Source organism: Kribbella sp. NPDC104218 (assembly GCF_055584105.1).
Genome location: NZ_JBVJMQ010000001.1, coordinates 735,316 through 752,197, shown reverse-complemented (window position 1 = coordinate 752,197; position 16,882 = coordinate 735,316). Strand labels below are relative to the sequence as shown.

Genomic DNA, 16,882 nt, shown 5'->3' with positions numbered 1-16,882 from the left:
CCCCGGGGGCTCGGCTTGCGTCAGTTGGCGCTGTTGAGGCGAGCCTCCAGGGCGTTGGCGTCGTCAGCGCGGCTGACGGCGCGGAGCCGGTCGACCAACAGATAGCCGGTACGGAACCAGAGGTCAGTGCCCTGGGGCAGCTCGCCGAAGAGCTCCTCCAGGGCTTTCTCGTCTTCGGTGCCGTGCTCAGCGAGCAAGAGCTGCGCGTTCAGGTACTGCTCCTCGTGGCCGCCCTGCTCGTACAGGTCGGCCGCCTCGTCGGCGTGCTCGACCGCAGTCGGGGTCTTGCCTTGCTGCAGTGCGATCAGCGCCAGGTCCCAGTAGGTGCCGGCTGACTGGAAGAGCACGTCGCCGTTGTCTGCGGGCAGCTGCTGAAGGACCTCCTGCGCGGACTCGATCAGCGCGGTGGCCCGGTCGTGGTCCCCGACGTAGCGCGCGGACTGCGCCGCCAGCCGCACGGCCTGCGTGAGCTGGATGGGCTCACCGGCGTCGGCGAACAGCTGCGCCGCGGCCAGGAAGACGTCGACCGCCTCGTCGTCACGGTCGAGCTGCTCGAGCAGAATGCCCTCTTCCTGCCGGATCGAGGCCAGCCGGGCCGGCTCGATGTCCTCGGGGATGTCGGCCAGCAGCTCGCGGATCTTGGCCAGAGCGGCTTCGCGCTCGCCCAGCATCCGGTAGGCGTCGAGCAGTATGCCGCGGACCTCGCCGAGGGCCTGTGGGTCATCGGCGACGGTCGGCAGGATCTCCTCGGCGTTCTCAGCGGCCTCCAGCGGCCGGCCGCTGAATAGGTAGGCCTGCGCGAGCAGCATCTGCGCTCCGACCCGGTGGACCTCCATGTCGGGCAGCGTCGAGGCGATGGCGATCGACTCGATCAGGTCGTCCACTGCATCGGCGGGCCGGTCGCTCGCGATGCGGAGCCGGCCACGCAGGTAGTAGGCGAACATCCGCTGCGGGTCGATCTTGCTGGTCACGGCGATGTCCGCTGCCGCTTCGGCCTCATCGAGCCGGTCGGTCTGCATCAGCAGGTTGCAGAGCAGCATTGCGCTGTTCGGGCTCAGGTCGGTGCCGAACGCTTGCAGCTCGCGGACGGCGTCGTCCCCGCGCTCCAAGTGCATGTAGATGATGGCCAGCGAGTCCCGCCAGCCTGCGCGGCGCTCGGGGTCGTCTGTTTCCGCTAGCTGCCGCAGCGGCTCTTCGGCAATGGCCAAGCCCTGATCGCCCTCGCCACGCTCCACCAGCGACCGGCCGATCCGCGCCCGTGCCCGCAGGACGCGGATGTCTTCGCCGAGCTCGGAGTACAGCTCCAGCGCCTCGCCCCACCGGGCTACCTGCTCCGGCCCGTCGCTACTGAGCAGACCGCGCCCGTCCAGCACCCGGGCCCGGTCGAACGGCGTCCACTCGCTTTCCGGCACTTCACGCTCGAACGCCTGCCAGGCTTCGGCTGCCGTCTCCGGCGCGAAGCGCACCCAGGCCTCCTCGGCGCGGTCGAGCCAGCCGCGGCCTGACACCGGTGTGGTGTCGACCGGGAGCTCAGGGGTGGTCTGCTGATCGGCCTGAGACTGCTGGCGCAGCTGTGCGCGCCGGGCGGTCTCGGACAGCGGCAGGTAGTCCACCCAGGGCTCAGCGGCCAGCACTGCCTGGATCTGCTCGCTGCGGTACGTCGTACCGTTCCGGGCGTCGAACTGCGCGGCGAGCTCCAGCGCTCGCGCGGTCAGCTGCTCGGCCAAGGCCGCAGCCGGTACGGGCGCAGCCTGCGGCTGCCGGATCGCCAGGTCGCTGTCCACGCGGCCGAGCGCGTTCGCAGCGGCGGCGGCGAAGCTCATCTCGGCCCAGGGCGACGGCGGGTCGGCCAGCTCGGCCGCGTGGCGCTCGATCAGCTCCACGGCCTTGAGCTCGTTACCTGTCCGGGCCAGAAAGGTGACGTGGTCCGCGTGCTCGCTCAGCTCGCCGACGCGGGCGCGCAGCAGCCGGTAGCCCTTGCGGTGCGCATCGACAGCCTCGGCGTACATGCCTTCGGCAACGTATGCGGGCAGCAGCGCCGTCAGCATCTGCTGCGGCTGCTCCGCGCAAGTGAGCTGCCCGTCGAGCACTGTCGTGGCCAGCGCGACAGCGTCCGCCGTCTGCCCGACTGTGGTCAGGTGGCGCACCTTGGACGTCGGGTCGCAGCCGATGCAGTCCGAGAGGTCATCGCGCGGCGCGACCGACCACAGCCGGAACTGCTCTGCGGCTGTGGCCGAGTCACCGATGTGATGCGCGACCAGCCAGCGGTGCTGGTGCACTGCGTGCATGCTGTGGCCGCTGAGGCGCCACCGCTGCTCCATGTCGTCCAGAACGGCGTAGGCACGGTCCAGCGGCACCTCAGGGAACTTGGCGAGGGTGCTGGGTGCGTACTTGTAGCACCAGTGGAAGGCATGCGAGTGGTCGCGGTACCGGTCCGGCTCGGCGTCCCAGTCGGCGACGCAACGGGCGAACGGCACCAGGGACTTCCGCGGCTCACCGCCCATCACGTACGCCGTGACGAGCTGGAGCCGGCTGTAGAACGCCAGCTCCGGCTCGCTCGCCGCATCCGCCCGGCGGACGACGTCCTCGAGCAGGGCCGACCGGACTTTGCCGTACGGCGCACCCTCGGCGCGCTGCAGCAGGTCGATCAGTTCCGGGTTCATACGGTCGGTTCCTCCGTGGTGGGCACAGCCTGGTCGAGCAGGCCGAGGAAGGAGCGGTTCACCAGGGCCGAGTCGGCCGGGGTGATCGGGTGGTAGCCGAGCATCAGTGCGTGGCCGTACAAGCCTTCGACCGCGAGCCGGGTGAGCTCAGGGTCGTCGAGCGACGCCATCCGGCGGACGAGCGGACTGCGGTAGTTCAGGACGAGCTGCGGCCGGCTGTCATCGTGCGTGTCCAGGGCGCCGAGCACCTCAGCCCACAGCGCGTCCGCTCGGTCTTTGGTCGCCCGCAGCTCGCCGGCGAACTGGGCGGACCGGTCGACCAGGTACAGCGCCGGCAGTTGGGCCGGCTCGAATGCGCGGAGGACGACCTCACAGCCAACGGAGTCCAGCGCGTCTTGGGCGACCTGGACGAACGGCCGCAGCCGCAGCTCGGACGCCGGGTCGAGACTGTCGAAGCTCGTGCTGAGCTCAGACGGGTCGAATCGGCTGGTCACCAGCTCCGGCACGACCTCCGGCAGCCGTGCGAGCAGCTCACTGTCGTAGGTGTAGCCGCCGTTCACAACGGTGATCTGCTGCGCAGCGGCAACCGCTGCGAGCTGACGGAACTCCTCTACCGTTGTCACGTACCGAATACGATCGCTGCGCTGCTGCAGTTCCGCTGTGGTCATGCGGCCGTGGTTTGTCTCGAAGCGCAGCCAGCGGTGCACCAGTTGCAGCATCTCGTCGTCGTGCAGCGCCAGGGCCTTCACACCGAGCTGGTGGATGCCGAGGAACCGGTCCAGCTTGGCGGGGTCGGTGTTGCCGAGCCGGACGAGCCAGCCACGGAGCTGCTCGCCCAACGCCTCCCGCGTGGCTTCGAGCGTGCCGTCGTCGAACAGCGCCTCCCGGCTCGCAGTCGGACGCAGCTCGGCGGTGTCGATGACCGCACGGACGAAGAACGCCCAGTCCGGCAGGAGGCCTTCGACGTGCTCGGCCAGCAGCATCCGCTTCAGGTACACCCGGTGGGTGGCCCGCTCCGCCGGGTTGGCCGCGAACGGCAGCACGAATGCGACCCCGGTCAGACCAGCGGCCGGGTTGTTCAGGTGGATGACGTCGAACGGGGTGAAGCCGAGTTTGTCCTGCGCGTAGCCGACCAGCTCGGCGCGCTGCAGGGCGCCCGTGTTCTCCCAGGGGGCCTTGCCGTCGGTCACCTGTTCGCCGTCGACACGGATCTCCAGCGGCAGCAGTGCGCCGAACAACCGGATCAGCTCGACCACAGTGGCGCGTTTGTACCACTGCTCGGCGCCGCGCCGGGCCTTGAGCGTCACCGTCGTGCCGGGCTCGGAGCGGTCGGCTGTGTCGGCGATCGTGTAGCGACCGTCCGCAGTACCGATCCAGCGGGTGGCAGGACCGCCTGCCGGCTGGGTGACGACCTCGATCTCGTCGGCGACCATGAACGCGGATAGCAGGCCGATACCGAACTGGCCGAGGAACTCCGACCGGGCGAACCCGATCTCGTCGCGCTTGGAGCTGCGGCCGATCGTGGCGAGCAGCTCACGGACCTGGTCCGGCAGCAGGCCGATACCGGTGTCGGCGATGCTCAGCTCGTTCTCGGCGGTCCGGACGTCGATCCGCCGCGGGGCGTCCGGTTCGGAGGCCTGACGCGCGGTGATCGCGTCGACGGCGTTCTGCAGCAGCTCTCGCAGGTATACGCGCGGGCTGCTGTACAGGTGGTTGCTCAGCAGGTCGACGATCCCCTGTAGATCGACCTGGAAGTTCTCGCTCACCCCTTACCCCCTCGTGTCGCCGCCAACCTATGTCATGGCTGGTCCCGCCTTGGCTTCGATACCGTCCAGAAGCCGCTCCAGGCCGTACAGATAGGACTCCAGCGCGACGTCTGCCGGTCCGGAGTCGAAGCCGCCGCCGTTCCAGATCGCCGTCATGGCAGGGTGCCGCTCGACGTCGAAGTAGGTTTCCCACAGCTCGGAGCGGTCGGTCCACCAGGAGTCATGGCTCTGACCGGTACTGCGCTCGATCAGCGCGCTCTCCGCCGCCAGACTGGCCCCGGCCTCGACGTACGCCGCGACTGACTCCGTTGCGATGTTGATGTCGCGCGGGCCGAGTGGCAGCGCGCTCATGACCGCCAGTAGGTACTCGAAAGCGGCCAGCATGCCCGGACCGACCGGCGGCCGGATCGGTGAGACCTGGGAGAGCCAGGGGTGCCGCCGGAACATCGCACGGGTCTCGTCGGAGTACAGCGTGACCTGAGCGCGCCAGTCGGCCGGACGGTCGTCGCCTGGGCCGGGCAGCGCGCGCTCGCCGAGCACCTGGTCGACCATCAGGTCGAGGAGCTCGTCCTTCGACGGCACGTAGGTGTAGAGCGTCATCGTGCCGACTCCGAGCACCTTGGCGACGCCGCCCATGGAGGCGGCGGCCAGACCCTCGCTATCGGCCAGCTGGATGGCGGTGGCGACCACCTCGTCGACGTCCAGGGAGGCGCGGCGGCCCTTCGCCTTCGGGGGCAGCGGATGCTGCTTGCGCCACAGCAGGGCGAGAGAGCGATCGGGTTGCCCCGCTGAGCTGCGCCTGACCGTCACAGGGCAACCATAGGCGCTGAAATCAATTCTCGTATACCCTACGAGAATTGATGCCGAGGCTGGAGGGGAACGACGAATGACGATCCTGGTGACGGGAGCGACCGCGAGTGTCGGGCGGTTGCTGGTCGACGAGCTGGTGGCTGCCGGGGCGCCGGTCCGGGCGCTCACGAACCATCCGAAGCGGGCGGCGCTAACTGCTGGCGTCGAGGTCGCGCACGGCTACCTCGGTCGACCCGGGACGCTGCCGGCGGCGCTGGCCGGTATCGAAACGGTCTATCTGGCGCCGCTGCCGGCGTACGTCGACGACTTCGTCCGGTGCGCGCGGGAGGCGGGCGTGCGCCGCGTAGTGGTGCTGTCCGGCGAGCCTGCGGACTACGAGGCGCAGGGCGATCCGTCGACCTGGCACTACTACCGGGTGGAGCGGGCGATCGAGGAGGCCGGTTTCGAGTGGACCTTCCTGCGGCCGGGGCAGTTCATGAACAACACGCTGGACTGGGCGCCGTCGATCCAGGCCGAAGGGGTCGTGCGGGCGCCGTACGCCGATGCGGTGCAGACCCCGATCGACCTCGTGGACATTGCCGCGGTCGCGCGGGTGGTGCTGCTGAGTGACGGCTTCGCCGGTCAGAAGCTGGTGATGAGCGGCCCGGAGGCGCTGACTCAGCCGCAGGAGGTCGAGCAGATCGCGGCCGCGATCGGCCGGCCGGTGAAGTTCGAGGAGCAGACTCCGCAGGAGTACCTCGATCAGCTGGCGCCGGTGATCGGGTTGGAGACGGCGCAGTGGCTGCTGGACGGTTTCCGGATGATGGCCGAGTATCCGATGACGCCGGAGCCGACGGTCGCCGAGCTGACGGGCCGGCCGGCCACGACGTACGCGGAATGGGCGGTCCGGAACGCCGCGGCCTTCGGCTGATTTGAGTTCGAGTCGAACATGTGTTCGACTATGCGACATGAGGTGGGCTGGGCAGCGAATCGACGCGGAGGTGGCCGGGGCGTTGCCCGGGCTGCAGTCGATCGCGGGGCTGGTCCGGTCGGTGACGACGCCGGAGTTCCGCGGGGTCACGTTCCATGAGGTGCTGGCGCGCTCCGCGCTGAACTCGGTGCCCGGGGGCGGGTTGCCGTTCGGGTGGACGGTCAACCCGTACCGCGGCTGCAGTCACGCCTGCCGGTACTGCTTCGCCCGGCCGACGCACACGTATCTCGAGCTCGACCAGGGGCTCGACTTCGACCGGCAGATCGTCGTCAAGACGAATGTCGCCGAGGTGCTGCGGCGGGAGCTGGCGCGGCCGTCGTGGCAACGGGAACAGGTTGCCTTGGGCACCAATACCGACCCGTATCAGCGGGCCGAGGGGCGGTATGCGCTGATGCCGGGGATCATCGCGGCGCTGGCCGGTTCGGGGACGCCGTTCTCGATCCTGACCAAGGGGACGCTGTTGCGGCGTGATCTGGAGCAGTTGTCGGCTGTCGACGTACCAGTCGGGATCGCGGTCTCGCTGGCGCTCGGGGACGACGAGCTGCGCCGGCGACTGGAGCCCGGTGTGCCGTCGGTGCGTGGCCGGTTGGAGCTGATTCGCGCGGTGCGGGCGGCTGGGCTGCCGTGTGGCGTGATGGTCGCGCCGGTGCTGCCCTGGCTGACGGACTCCGCTGATCAGCTGGATCAGCTGCTCGGTGAGTTGGCCGCTGCCGGTGCGACCGGGGTGACTCCGCTGGTGCTGCATCTCCGACCAGGGGTCCGGGAGTGGTTCATGGCTTGGCTGGCCCATGATCATCCCGAGCTGGTCGCGCGGTACGAATCCCTCTACGCCCACGGGGCGTACGCCGCTCCGAGCTTCCGGAAGGCCTTCGAGCAGAAGGTTCGCCCGTTGCTCACCAAACACGGGTTCGCCCGTCCTGCTTACCATCGCGCGGTCGTGCGGGAGAGACAGGCGCCTCCGGCGCAGGAGGCCTTGTTCTAGACCAGCGTGAGGATCTGCGGGCCGTCGGCGGTGATCGCGACGGTGTGCTCGGCGTGGGCGCCGCGCGTCCGGTCGGCGGAGCGAAGGGTCCAGCCGTCGGGGTCGATGACGTAGGTGGAGCCCGGCCCGGTCCAGAACCAGGGCTCGATCGCGAACGTCTGCCCGGGCTGGAGTTTGAAGCCGCGGCCGGGGCGGCCGTTGTTCGCGATGTGCGGTTCCTCGTGCATCCGGCGGCCGATCCCGTGACCGCCGAAGTCGAGGTTGGTGCCGAGCCCGGCGGCCGTGCCGATCCGCCCGATCGCCGCGCCGACGTCACCGAGGCGGTTACCGGGGAGCGCCGCGGCGATCCCGGCGGCGAGCGCGCGCTCGGTGGTCGCGATCAGCTCCAGATCCTCGGGGCGTGGGGTGCCGATGCAGAAGCTGATCGCGGAGTCGCCGCACCAGCCGTCGAGTGAGGCGCCGCAGTCGACGTTCAACAGGTCGCCGTCGGCCAGCCGGTAGTCCGAGGGCAGGCCGTGCAGGACGGCGTCATTCACCGAGGTGCAGATCACACCGACGAAGGGAGTCCCCGCGAAACCTGGCTGATAACCGTCGAACGTCGACACCGCGCCGGCCGAGCGCAGCACGTCGCGGGCGGTCTCGTCGAGCTCGAGCAGCGAGACGCCGACCGCGGCCTGTTTCCGCACCGCGGCGAGCGCGGTCGCGACGACCCGTCCGGCCGCGCGCATCTGCTCGATCTCCGTCGCCGACTTCAGCTCGACCATTCGTCATTCCTCAACCCTCAGGGACAGCTGTACCCGCTCACGGTAGCTGGCCGTTTGCGGTCATAAGGACACGATCGTGTCACCGAGCCAACTCGGCCGCGCGTCGCGTCGTCTTGGTGGGCGAACGAATCGACAGCCTGGGGAGCGATGATGACGATGAGACGACGCGCCGTGCTCGGCGCGCTGCTGGCCGGGGCCGGTGCGTCCGTCGTCGGCGGTTGTGCGGACGCCGGCGTCCGCCCGGTTGATCCGCCGACGGACGGCGGTTCGGCCGGCCCGCCTGGGCAGCAGCCGTCGAGCGGCGGACCGTCGGACGGGCAGCCGTCCGGGGATCGGCCGGACCGGCTGACGATTGTTGCTACTGGCGACGTTCTGCTGCACGAGCGGCTCTGGACAACGGCGCGCCGCGACGGCGCCGGTGGCAAGTGGGACTTCGCGCCGCTGCTGGCGAGTGTGAAACCGCTGGTCGAGAAGGCCGATCTGGCCATCGCGCACGTCGAGACGCCACTGGCTCCGCTCGGCGGGCCGTACCGCGGCTACCCGCTCTTCCAGGGGCCGCCGCAGATCGCGACCGCGCTCAAGCAGACCGGGTACGACCTCTGCACCACGGCCAGTAACCACAGTTTCGACTCCGGCGCGGCCGGCGTGGATCGCACCCTCGCGACGCTCGAGCGCGCCGGGCTCAAGACCTCCGGGATGGCTCGCGATCGCAAGGAGGCGGAGACGCCCACGATCATTGACGTCCGTGGCGTGAAGGTTGCCTCACTCTCCTACACGTTCGGGTTCAACGGTCTGCCGTACCCGAAGGGCCAGACCTGGCGGGCGGGCAAGCTCGACGTGGCGGCCATGACCCGGATGGCCAAGGAGGCGCGCGATCGCGGCGCCGAGATCGTCGTGGTCAGCTGTCACTGGGGGACGGAGTACTCGCCGCGGATCAACGAGCAGCAACGTGACCTCGCGCCGGAACTCCTTGCTGACAGCAACATCGATCTGATCGTCGGTCACCACGCGCACGTCGTCCAGCCGATGGAGCAACACAACGGCAAGTGGGTCGCCTACGGACACGGCAATCTGGTCGCCGCGCATCGGCAGCCGGCCAGCACCCGCGCCGAGGGTTTGCTGACCCGCTTCACCTTCCAGCGCACCGGGGACAAGTGGACGACGACCCAGGCGGAGTATGCGCCGCTGCTGATGACGGATGTGCTGCCGGTCCGCATCCTCGACGTCCGGCGCGAGCTCGCCCGTGACGGTGTGGCTGGGGCGAAGGCCGCCCGGCTGCGGCTCGCGGAACGGCGGACCACCGAGACTGTCCTGTCGATGGGCGCGACGCCGAAAATCCTTTGAGGTCCTGGAGTCCGGCGGTCTAGGGTCGGCGCCATGTTTACGAACTTTGTGATGGTGCGTCGTGCCCGGCTCCGGGCAGGCGCGGGGTGCCTGGGGATGGCACCCACTCGATAGCCGGTGGGCCCAGCGAGTTGTTGATGCCGCCGGGGTTCGTCCCGGTGAGCTCGTGCTCGATGTGGGCGCTGGTCACGGTGCGTTGACGGCGCCGTTGGTTCGCGCTGGTGCGCGCGTGATTGCGGTCGAGCTACATCCGGGTCGTGTCGAACGGCTGCAGCGGCGGTTCGCCGACGCTCCGGTGACCGTGGTTCGTGCTGACGCCAGTGCGCTCCGCCTGCCGACGCGGCCGTTTCGCGTCGTGTCGAGCCCGCCGTACAACGTCTCCACGGCGTTGCTGAAGCTGCTGCTGGCACCAGGCTCACGCCTGGTCTCGGCGGACCTGGTGTTGCAGCGGCAGGTGGTGAATCGCTACGTGCGTGGTGAAGCGCCTGGTGCCAACCGCTGGTTGCGTGCGTATCGGCCGACGGTGGGGCTTCGCCTTCCCCGTAAGGCGTTTACCCCACCGCCGCATGTCGACTCCGCGGTCCTGGTCCTCCGGAGGGTTTAGCCGTGCCAGGAGTTCCAGAGTGCTGCATAGGAGCCGTTCCGGGCGACCAGCTCGTCGTGACTGCCCAGCTCGCTGATGCGACCGTCTTCGACGACGGCCACCCGGTCGGCGTCGTGGGCGGTGTAGAGGCGGTGGGCGATCGCGATGACGGTCCGCCCCTCGAGTACGGCAGCGAGCGAGCGCTCCAGGTGGCGCGCAGCGCGCGGGTCGATCAGTGACGTCGCCTCGTCCAGGACGAGGGTGTGCGGGTCAGCGAGCACCAGACGGGCCAGAGCGAGCTGTTGGGCCTGTGCCGGCGTCAGTGCGGTCTGGCCGGAGCCGACTCGGGTGTCGAGGCCGTCCGGTAGCGCTTCGGCCCACTCGCGAGCGTCCACGGCTGTCAGCGCGTCAAGCAGTTCGGTGTCGGTTGCTGACGGGCGTGCCATCGACAGGTTGTCGCGCAATGTGCCCACGAAGACGTGGTGTTCCTGGGTGACCAGGGCGACCTGCTTGCGCAGCTCGTCCAGCGGTAGCTCGGTCATCCCGACACCGCCGACGGTGACCGAGCCTGTCCGGGGCGGGTGGATGCCCGCGACCAAACGGCCCAGCGTCGACTTACCGGCACCGGATGGGCCGACCATCGCGATCCGCTCACCCGGCTGGACAGCCAACTCGACACCGTGGAGCACGTCCCGGCCGTCGACGTACGAGAACCGAACGTCCCGCGCCTCGACCAGCTCGCCATCTGGTGTGCGGCCGGACGGCGTCCGGTCGTCCGGTACGTCGCTGATACCCAGCAGCCGCGCGAAGGCGGCGCTGCCGGACTGCAGTTCGTCGATCCACTGCAGCAGCCGGTCGACCGGGTCGATCAGCTGGTTGACGTACAGAACACCAGCGGTCACCGCACCGAGGGATACCTGGCCGTTGATGTGCAGGAAGCCGCCGAACAGCAGCGTGCCGACCACTGGGACGAGATAGCCGATCTCGACCATCGGGAACCACACTGTCCGCAGACCGAGTGTGTACCGCTCGGCGAGGTAGGAGCCGCGGATGTCGACGTCGGTCCGGCGGACGCGGGCGTCGTACCGGCGCAGCGCCTCGACAGTGCGCGCGCCCTCGACGGTTTCGGCCAGTGAGCTGGTCATCTGGGCGTACGCCGCGTTCTCCCGCAGGTAGCCGTCTTTCGCGCGCCGCAGGTACCAGCGGGTGCTCAGCCAGAGCACTGGCACCATCGCAACCAACGGCACGAGCACCCAGACGCCGACCAGCACTGTCGCGGTCACTGCGAACAGCACGGTGACACAGGCGATGATCGTCTCCGGGACTGCGAACCGAACAGTGCGCGACAGCGTGTCGACGTCCCGCGACGTCCGCGACAACAGGTCGCCCGTGCCGGCCCGTTCGACCGTGCCGATCGGTAGCGCCAGCGCGTTGTCGACGAAGTCCTCGCGCAGCTCGGCCAGGACCTCCTCGCCCAGGGCGAACGATCGGTACCGCGCCCAGCGCGTCAGCAGCGACTGGATGACGACGAACGCCGCGATCAGCAGGATCACCCGGTTGACCGCGCCGGCCGTCGTCCCGTGCTGCACGTCCTCGACCAGGTCGCCGATCAGGCGCGGAGCAGCCAGCCCGGTCACCGCCGCGACCGCGTGCAGGGCCAGGGCGATGGCCAGCGCTCGCGGGTGCCGACGGACCAGACGGCGCGCATGCTTGCGGACCTCGGCGGAGCCCGCCACGGGCAGGATCTGCTTCATCGACGTGCTCCTTCCGTCAGCTCTTCGTCTTCGGTCTGCCGGGTCACTGTCCGGCGGTAGCGCGGTTCGCTCGCCAGGAGGTCGCGGTGTCGGCCGCTCGCGACCACTCGCCCGGCGACCATGAACTGCACTTCGTCGACCCGGTCCAGCAGCAGTGGGCTGCCGGTCAGTACGACGGTTGTCCGGCCGGACCGGTGCTCCTGCAGCCGGTCGGCGATGCGCGCCTCGGTGTGTGCGTCGACAGCTGAGGTGGGCTCGACCAGGACCAGCACGGACGGATCGGCGAGCAAGGCCCGGACCAGCACCAGCCGCTGCCGCTGGCCGCCCGAGAACGATCGGCCCTTCTCCTCGACCTCAGAATCGAGGCCGTCGGCCAGCGCGACCAGTACGTCGTCCGCTGACGCCGTTCGGATCGCTGCGAGCACCTCTTCGTCCGTCCAGCGCCCCTCCGGGTCCAGCTCGGTGCGCAGGTTGCCCGTGAACAGCTGAGAGCCGGTGTCGCTGACCAGGATCCGCCCGCGGACGTCGGCCCGGGTCGCGCTTGCCAGCGTGACGCCGCCGTACCGGACCTCGCTGGTGTCGTCGTACCGGCCGAGGCGGTCGGCCAGCGCGCCGTACGCGTCCGGCTCGGCAATGACGATCGCGGTCAGCAGACCGTCCCGCGCCCGGACGCCGGAGACCGGGTCGACCAGGTCGCCCTGTGCAGGCAGTTGCACGGGCTGGGCAGGGTCGACGATGTCGGAGCGCAGCGAGAGCACCCGGATGACCCGGCGCCCGGCGACCAGCCCGCGCATCAGCTGGTTCGCGAAATCGGTCACCGTCCGCAGCGGTAGCACCAGGAACGTCGCGTACCCGTAGAAGGCGACCAGCGAGCCCTCGCTGAGGTCACCGCGGAGCGCGAAGTGCGCACCGAGCCCGACGACCAGCACTACGAAGATGCCCGGCAGCAGGACCTGTGCGGCGTCCAGCACGGACTGAATCCGCGCTACGCCGACACCGGCGAACCGGACGCGTTGTGACTCGCTGCGGTAGCGGCGCGAGAACGACTCCTCACCGCCGATGCCGCGGAGCACCCGGAGCCCGGCGACGATGTCCGAGCCCAGCGAGTTCAGCTCGCCGACCGCCTCGCGCTGCGCGAACTGCCGCCGGTGCAGCGGCCGCAGCATCGGGCCGAGGGCGAACAACATCACCGGTACGCCGATCAGCACGACCAGACCGAGCGCAGTCGACGACGACAGCAGAATCGCCGCGACGACGCCGAACGCCACCACCGCACCGGCTGCGCGGGCGGACACCTCCATCAACGTGCCGATGTAGGCCAGGTCGCTCGCGCCGACGCTGACCACCTCACCGGTCGCCAGCTGCTTCGGCAGCGTGGCGCCGAGCTCGGCCGTCTTGCGCGTGACGACCTGGACCGTGCGGTACGCCGCGGTCAGCCAGTTGGTCACCGCGAACCGGTGTCGCATGATGCCGGCGAACGCCTGCAGGACTCCGACCGCGAAGAGCACGCCGGTCCACTGCAGCAGCTTGTCGCCGTCGCGTGCCGCGACACCCTGGTCGATCGCCAGACCGAGGATGGCCGGGATGAACGCCTGAGCTGTCATCCACAAGATGCCGAACGTCATCCCGCCCGCGAGGGTACGCGCCTGCCCGCGCGCGACCCACAACAGGTAGCGGGTCGGCGAGCGGTCATCGGGGACGCCGGGATCGGCGAGTGGCAGCTGCTTCATATCTGTTCAGGCTAGGTCGGCGCACCGGCGTGGCGCATGCGAATTACTCCCTATACGTCAGCCGCCGGAGCAGTACCTCGAACGGCCCTCGCAACCCGCGGCGACGCATCCAGTCGGCCAGAACCACGGTGAGTGCCCAGCAGCCGACGGCCAGCAGCGCTGCCTGCCAGAGCGTCATCGAGCCGCCGAGATCGAGCAGTGTGAAGACGATCGCCCAGACGACGGACTGGGTCAGGTAGAAGGTCAGCGAGCGCTGCCCGGTCGCCTGGAGGGCAGTCACCATCGGAGTCCGGCGTACTCGCAGCGACCAGAGCGCTATGAGTGCGGCGTACGCCGGACCGCCCGCGTAGCCGGTCAGCGCGTGGAGGGCCCCGGCCGGGAGGACGTTGGTGTCCGTGGCGTGCAGCAGGCCGGAGGTGTACAGAGCGAGTGGGATGCCGCCGAGGAACGACAGCGGGATGCCGATGGCGACCATGCGGCGCAGCGTGGTGCGGTGCTGTTCGGCGTCCTCGAAGAGGCGTCGCCGGGCGGCCCAGACCCCGAAGAGGAACGGACCGGCCGCAGTGAGCATCAGAATCGGCGCACTGATCGCGATGGTGTACCAAGGCCCGCGGCCGTCGGTGTTGGGGTCGATTGGCGTCGACAGGATGCCGTAAACGCCGGAGCCGACGAACACCATCACTGCGGCGGCGTACAGCACCCATTTGTCGTCGAAGCGGACGAACGAGATGAACAGCAGGGCGATGAGTCCGTAGGCGGCCAGGATGTCGCCGTAGTACAGCAGCGTCCCGTGCAGGATGCCGAGGAGCAGCAGCCACCAGGCGCGGCGGCGCAGCAGCTTCCGGGTGCTCTTCCAGTCGCCGGACTGCCGGCGGGCGATCTGGACCATGCCGTAGCCGAAGAGCGCGGCGAACATCGTGTACGAGCGTCCGTCGATCAGTGTGGTGTCGATGAACGCGACGATCCGGTCCGGTAGCGCAGTGGCGATCGGCATCGCGCGGATGGTCCGCACCCCCTCGGGGTGCAGGAGGCCGTGGCTGTTGGCCAGTGCGATGAACAGCAGCAGAATTCCGCGGGCCAGATCGGGGCCGAGCGCCCGTGCCGAAGTGGCGGTCGGACCGGTGGTCGGCGGGGTTCCGGCGCGCTCCGTCATGCGTCAGACAGTAGGCGCTCGCCGGTGACAGTGGGTACTACTTCGGTCTCTCCTTGCGCATCAAAAGACCTTCACCTTGCGTTGGGCAACGAGTTCCCGCCGGGCCATGTCCGCCGCCTGTCCTGGAACCATGCTGGTGATCGCGCATCGGGGAGCGAGCGGGTACCGACCGGAACACACGCCGGCGGCCTACCGCCTGGCTGCGGCCCAGGGGGCCGACTACCTCGAGCCCGACCTGGTCGCCACTCTCGACGGCGTCCTGGTCTGCCGCCACGAGAACGAGATCTCCGGGACGACGGACGTCGCGGACCGCCCGGTGTTCGCCGACCGGCGGATCACCAAGGTGGTCGACGGCGAGGCCGTCACCGGCTGGTTCGTCGAGGACTTCACCTACGCCGAGCTGCGCATGCTGCGCGCCCGCGAGCGGATGCCCGCGCTCCGGTCGGCCAACACGGCGTACGACGGTCTCGAGGCGATCCCCACCTTCGACGACGTGGTAGCGCTGGCCCGGCAGGAGTCCCTGCGGCTGGGCCGTCCGATCGGGGTGATCCCCGAGATCAAGCATCCGGCCTACTTCCGGCGGCTCGGCCTCCCGCTGGAGGAGCTGCTCACCGAGCGCATCCTCGCCCTCCGGCTGCGCCCGACGGAGATCATGGTCCAGTCCTTCGAGCCCACCAGCCTGCGGCGCCTCGCTGTGATGACGAGGGTGCCGTTGGTGCAGCTCATCGACACCGAGAGCGCCCCCAGCGACCTACTACGGCTCGGCGACCGCCGTACCTTCGCCGACCTCGTCGAACCGGCCGGTCTCCGCGACATCGCGACGTACGCCCAAGCTCTGGCGCCCCACAAAGACCTGGTCATCCCACGCACCCCCACCGGCGCCCTCGGCGAGCCGACCCGTCTGGTCGACCAAGCCCACCGCGCCGGCCTCAGCATCCAGCTCTGGACATTCCGCGCCGAACGCCGCTTCCTCCCCACCGCCACCGACTTCCGCGCCGAGCTGACCCGCTTCGCTCGCCTAGGCATCTCCGCGGTCTTCACCGACCACCCCGACCTGGCCGCCGCCACTCTGAAGGCGGCGTCCCTCCCCGGCTAAAGCTCACCCTTCAAAGCCCGCAGTACGTCGGCAGTGGGCGCTGCAAGCTCCCGGTCGACAGCACGCGACCGGTCCGTGCCCAGAGCTACGCGGGCCGAGGTAGCCGGCCTAGCACGCAGCAGTCTGGCCCGCAGGTACGTCGGCGGGTGCGTCGCGTCCGTCCGTACATCGCGGAGCCGGCTGACGCGGAGTCGACGGTCGAGCTCCCGAGCCGGTAGCTCGGTAACTGCCCGCCGGACGGCGTCCAGCGGGCTCACTTCGGTGGGGAACCGCAGCGCGTGCGCCATGGCGTCGAACGAAAGGTCAGCCAGCACCAGCCGCTCCAACGCGTGCGCAGCCGCCTCCGACCCGGCGATCTCACCAGCCTTTCGGTCCGCGAGGTACTCCGCGCGCTGGCCGCTGCGCAGCGTCAGCCGAGTCAACGCAGCGGCCACGCCTCGCACCAGCACGCCCACGGTCGCATTCACCATCCGGCCGACCAGTGTGGCTCCGCTGATGTCCTCGACGCCCTCTTCCCGGCGGACGCCGTCGAGGTAGCCGTCCCGGAACGTCTCGTCCAGTCCGGACAGCACGTTGTAGGCGTTGGCGATCAGCCAACCGCTGGCCTGGTCGCCGTGGCGTCCGTGCCCGAACTCGTGGGCCAGCAGCGCGACCCGGTCCTGCGGGCCGTGGCCGGCCCAGAGCGGGAGGCCGAGGATGATGACCGGCCGGAAGCGCCAGCCGACCTGGGTGTAGGCGAGGTTCGGCTCGTAGGTGACCGCTACGGCCGCAGCTGATCGGGTACCGACGGCGGCGGCGATCTCGTCGAGGAGACCGAAGAGTGTGGGGGCCTGGTCGCGATGGATCAGGACGGTGTCGTCGGGGAGGTCTGCGGCTCGTGGGCGGAACGTGAGAGCTGTGAGGAAGGCCAGCGCGGCCAAGGGCACGCTGAGCCAGAGGGGGCGGTAGAAGACCAGGAGCGCGACTCCGGCCGCAACGGCGACCAGCGGGAGCAGCAGGATCGCTGTGGCCAGCAGGCTGGCCGCTACCCGGGCGGCGTCCCAGCCCGGACGCTTCAGGGAGCCGTGCTCGAGTTCGCGGTAGAGCGAGTCGGCGAGCCGTTGTTCGAGCTTGCGGCGCCAGGCGGGCGTCAGATCGACCTCTGGGGTCGGGTCGACGTTCCACTCGCACTTGTCGCACCAGGTCACGTAGCGCCGGTTGACGCGGATCCGCTGGCCGCAGTCCGGGCAGGTGGCGAGTTCGTCGGTGCTGCTCACGGGAGCAGTGT

Annotated in this window: 13 protein-coding genes; 5 read left to right on the top strand and 8 right to left on the bottom strand. The window is 69.7% G+C overall.

Features of this window, described 5'->3' with window-relative positions:
- Positions 1–20: 20 nt before the first annotated feature.
- From ACZ6ZD_RS03470 to ACZ6ZD_RS03460, 3 genes are read right to left on the bottom strand one after another with little or no spacing between them, the layout of a single operon-like run.
- Positions 21–2,663 (bottom strand): tetratricopeptide repeat protein, encoded by a 2,643-nt coding sequence (locus ACZ6ZD_RS03470; RefSeq protein WP_465667941.1) that lies wholly within the window; start codon positions 2,661–2,663, stop codon positions 21–23.
- Positions 2,660–4,429: an HSP90 family protein gene (locus ACZ6ZD_RS03465; RefSeq protein WP_465667939.1), complete on the bottom strand. Its 1,770-nt coding sequence runs from the start codon at positions 4,427–4,429 to the stop codon at positions 2,660–2,662. Before ACZ6ZD_RS03465 ends, ACZ6ZD_RS03470 begins: the two co-directional genes overlap by 4 nt.
- A 27-nt stretch (positions 4,430–4,456) precedes the next feature.
- On the bottom strand, positions 4,457–5,239 hold the full coding sequence (locus ACZ6ZD_RS03460; protein WP_465667937.1) for a TetR/AcrR family transcriptional regulator: 783 nt from the start codon (positions 5,237–5,239) through the stop codon (positions 4,457–4,459).
- 76 nt (positions 5,240–5,315) lie between these two features.
- On the opposite strand from ACZ6ZD_RS03460, the gene ACZ6ZD_RS03455 reads away from it, so the two are divergent.
- Both ACZ6ZD_RS03455 and ACZ6ZD_RS03450 read left to right on the top strand, forming a co-directional pair.
- The gene (locus ACZ6ZD_RS03455) at positions 5,316–6,149 is read left to right on the top strand and encodes an NmrA family NAD(P)-binding protein (protein ID WP_465667935.1); all 834 of its coding nucleotides are present in this window, start codon (positions 5,316–5,318) and stop codon (positions 6,147–6,149) included.
- Positions 6,150–6,186: 37 nt separating this feature from the next.
- Positions 6,187–7,191, top strand: coding sequence for an Rv2578c family radical SAM protein (locus ACZ6ZD_RS03450; RefSeq protein ID WP_465667933.1), 1,005 nt, complete (start codon positions 6,187–6,189; stop codon positions 7,189–7,191).
- Here ACZ6ZD_RS03450 and map read toward each other — a convergent pair.
- Positions 7,188–7,955, bottom strand: coding sequence for a type I methionyl aminopeptidase (gene map, locus ACZ6ZD_RS03445; RefSeq protein WP_465667931.1), 768 nt, complete (start codon positions 7,953–7,955; stop codon positions 7,188–7,190). The genes ACZ6ZD_RS03450 and map overlap by 4 nt on opposite strands.
- A 150-nt stretch (positions 7,956–8,105) precedes the next feature.
- Here map and ACZ6ZD_RS03440 point away from each other — a divergent pair, with 150 nt between their 5' ends.
- Both ACZ6ZD_RS03440 and ACZ6ZD_RS03435 read left to right on the top strand, forming a co-directional pair.
- A complete protein-coding gene (locus ACZ6ZD_RS03440) occupies positions 8,106–9,299 on the top strand; it encodes a CapA family protein (protein ID WP_465667929.1) in 1,194 nt (397 codons plus the stop codon).
- Between the two features lie 61 nt (positions 9,300–9,360).
- Complete coding sequence (locus tag ACZ6ZD_RS03435; RefSeq protein ID WP_465667927.1) at positions 9,361–9,903, top strand: rRNA adenine N-6-methyltransferase family protein; 543 nt, start codon at positions 9,361–9,363, stop codon at positions 9,901–9,903.
- Here the strand turns inward: ACZ6ZD_RS03435 and ACZ6ZD_RS03430 are convergent.
- From ACZ6ZD_RS03430 to ACZ6ZD_RS03420, 3 genes are read right to left on the bottom strand one after another with little or no spacing between them, the layout of a single operon-like run.
- Complete coding sequence (locus tag ACZ6ZD_RS03430; protein WP_465667925.1) at positions 9,900–11,636, bottom strand: ABC transporter ATP-binding protein; 1,737 nt, start codon at positions 11,634–11,636, stop codon at positions 9,900–9,902. The two genes, ACZ6ZD_RS03435 and ACZ6ZD_RS03430, sit on opposite strands and share 4 nt — an antisense overlap.
- On the bottom strand, positions 11,633–13,366 hold the full coding sequence (locus ACZ6ZD_RS03425; protein WP_465667923.1) for an ABC transporter ATP-binding protein: 1,734 nt from the start codon (positions 13,364–13,366) through the stop codon (positions 11,633–11,635). The genes ACZ6ZD_RS03430 and ACZ6ZD_RS03425 overlap by 4 nt, the downstream gene beginning before the upstream one ends.
- Positions 13,367–13,409: 43 nt before the next feature.
- Positions 13,410–14,519, bottom strand: a complete 1,110-nt coding sequence (locus ACZ6ZD_RS03420) for a DUF418 domain-containing protein (protein WP_465667921.1) — start codon at positions 14,517–14,519, stop codon at positions 13,410–13,412.
- A 130-nt stretch (positions 14,520–14,649) separates the two neighbouring features.
- On the opposite strand from ACZ6ZD_RS03420, the gene ACZ6ZD_RS03415 reads away from it, so the two are divergent.
- Positions 14,650–15,615: a glycerophosphodiester phosphodiesterase family protein gene (locus ACZ6ZD_RS03415; RefSeq protein ID WP_465667919.1), complete on the top strand. Its 966-nt coding sequence runs from the start codon at positions 14,650–14,652 to the stop codon at positions 15,613–15,615.
- On the opposite strand, the gene ACZ6ZD_RS03410 is transcribed toward ACZ6ZD_RS03415, so the two are convergent.
- Entirely contained in the window at positions 15,612–16,871 is a 1,260-nt protein-coding gene (locus ACZ6ZD_RS03410) for a M48 family metalloprotease (protein ID WP_465667917.1), read from the bottom strand. The genes ACZ6ZD_RS03415 and ACZ6ZD_RS03410 overlap by 4 nt on opposite strands.
- Between the last annotated feature and the right edge of the window lie 11 nt (positions 16,872–16,882).

Excerpts from the sequence above, each read along its gene's own strand:
- ACZ6ZD_RS03470 (WP_465667941.1), bottom strand. The coding sequence starts at position 2,663 with ATGAACCCGGAACTGATCGACCTGCTGCAGCGCGCCGAGGGTGCGCCG.
- ACZ6ZD_RS03455 (WP_465667935.1), top strand. The coding sequence starts at position 5,316 with ATGACGATCCTGGTGACGGGAGCGACCGCGAGTGTCGGGCGGTTGCTG.
- ACZ6ZD_RS03450 (WP_465667933.1), top strand. The coding sequence starts at position 6,187 with ATGAGGTGGGCTGGGCAGCGAATCGACGCGGAGGTGGCCGGGGCGTTG.
- map (WP_465667931.1), bottom strand. The coding sequence starts at position 7,955 with ATGGTCGAGCTGAAGTCGGCGACGGAGATCGAGCAGATGCGCGCGGCC.
- ACZ6ZD_RS03440 (WP_465667929.1), top strand. The coding sequence starts at position 8,106 with ATGACGATGAGACGACGCGCCGTGCTCGGCGCGCTGCTGGCCGGGGCC.
- ACZ6ZD_RS03430 (WP_465667925.1), bottom strand. The coding sequence starts at position 11,636 with ATGAAGCAGATCCTGCCCGTGGCGGGCTCCGCCGAGGTCCGCAAGCAT.
- ACZ6ZD_RS03425 (WP_465667923.1), bottom strand. The coding sequence starts at position 13,366 with ATGAAGCAGCTGCCACTCGCCGATCCCGGCGTCCCCGATGACCGCTCG.
- ACZ6ZD_RS03420 (WP_465667921.1), bottom strand. The coding sequence starts at position 14,519 with ATGACGGAGCGCGCCGGAACCCCGCCGACCACCGGTCCGACCGCCACT.
- ACZ6ZD_RS03415 (WP_465667919.1), top strand. The coding sequence starts at position 14,650 with ATGCTGGTGATCGCGCATCGGGGAGCGAGCGGGTACCGACCGGAACAC.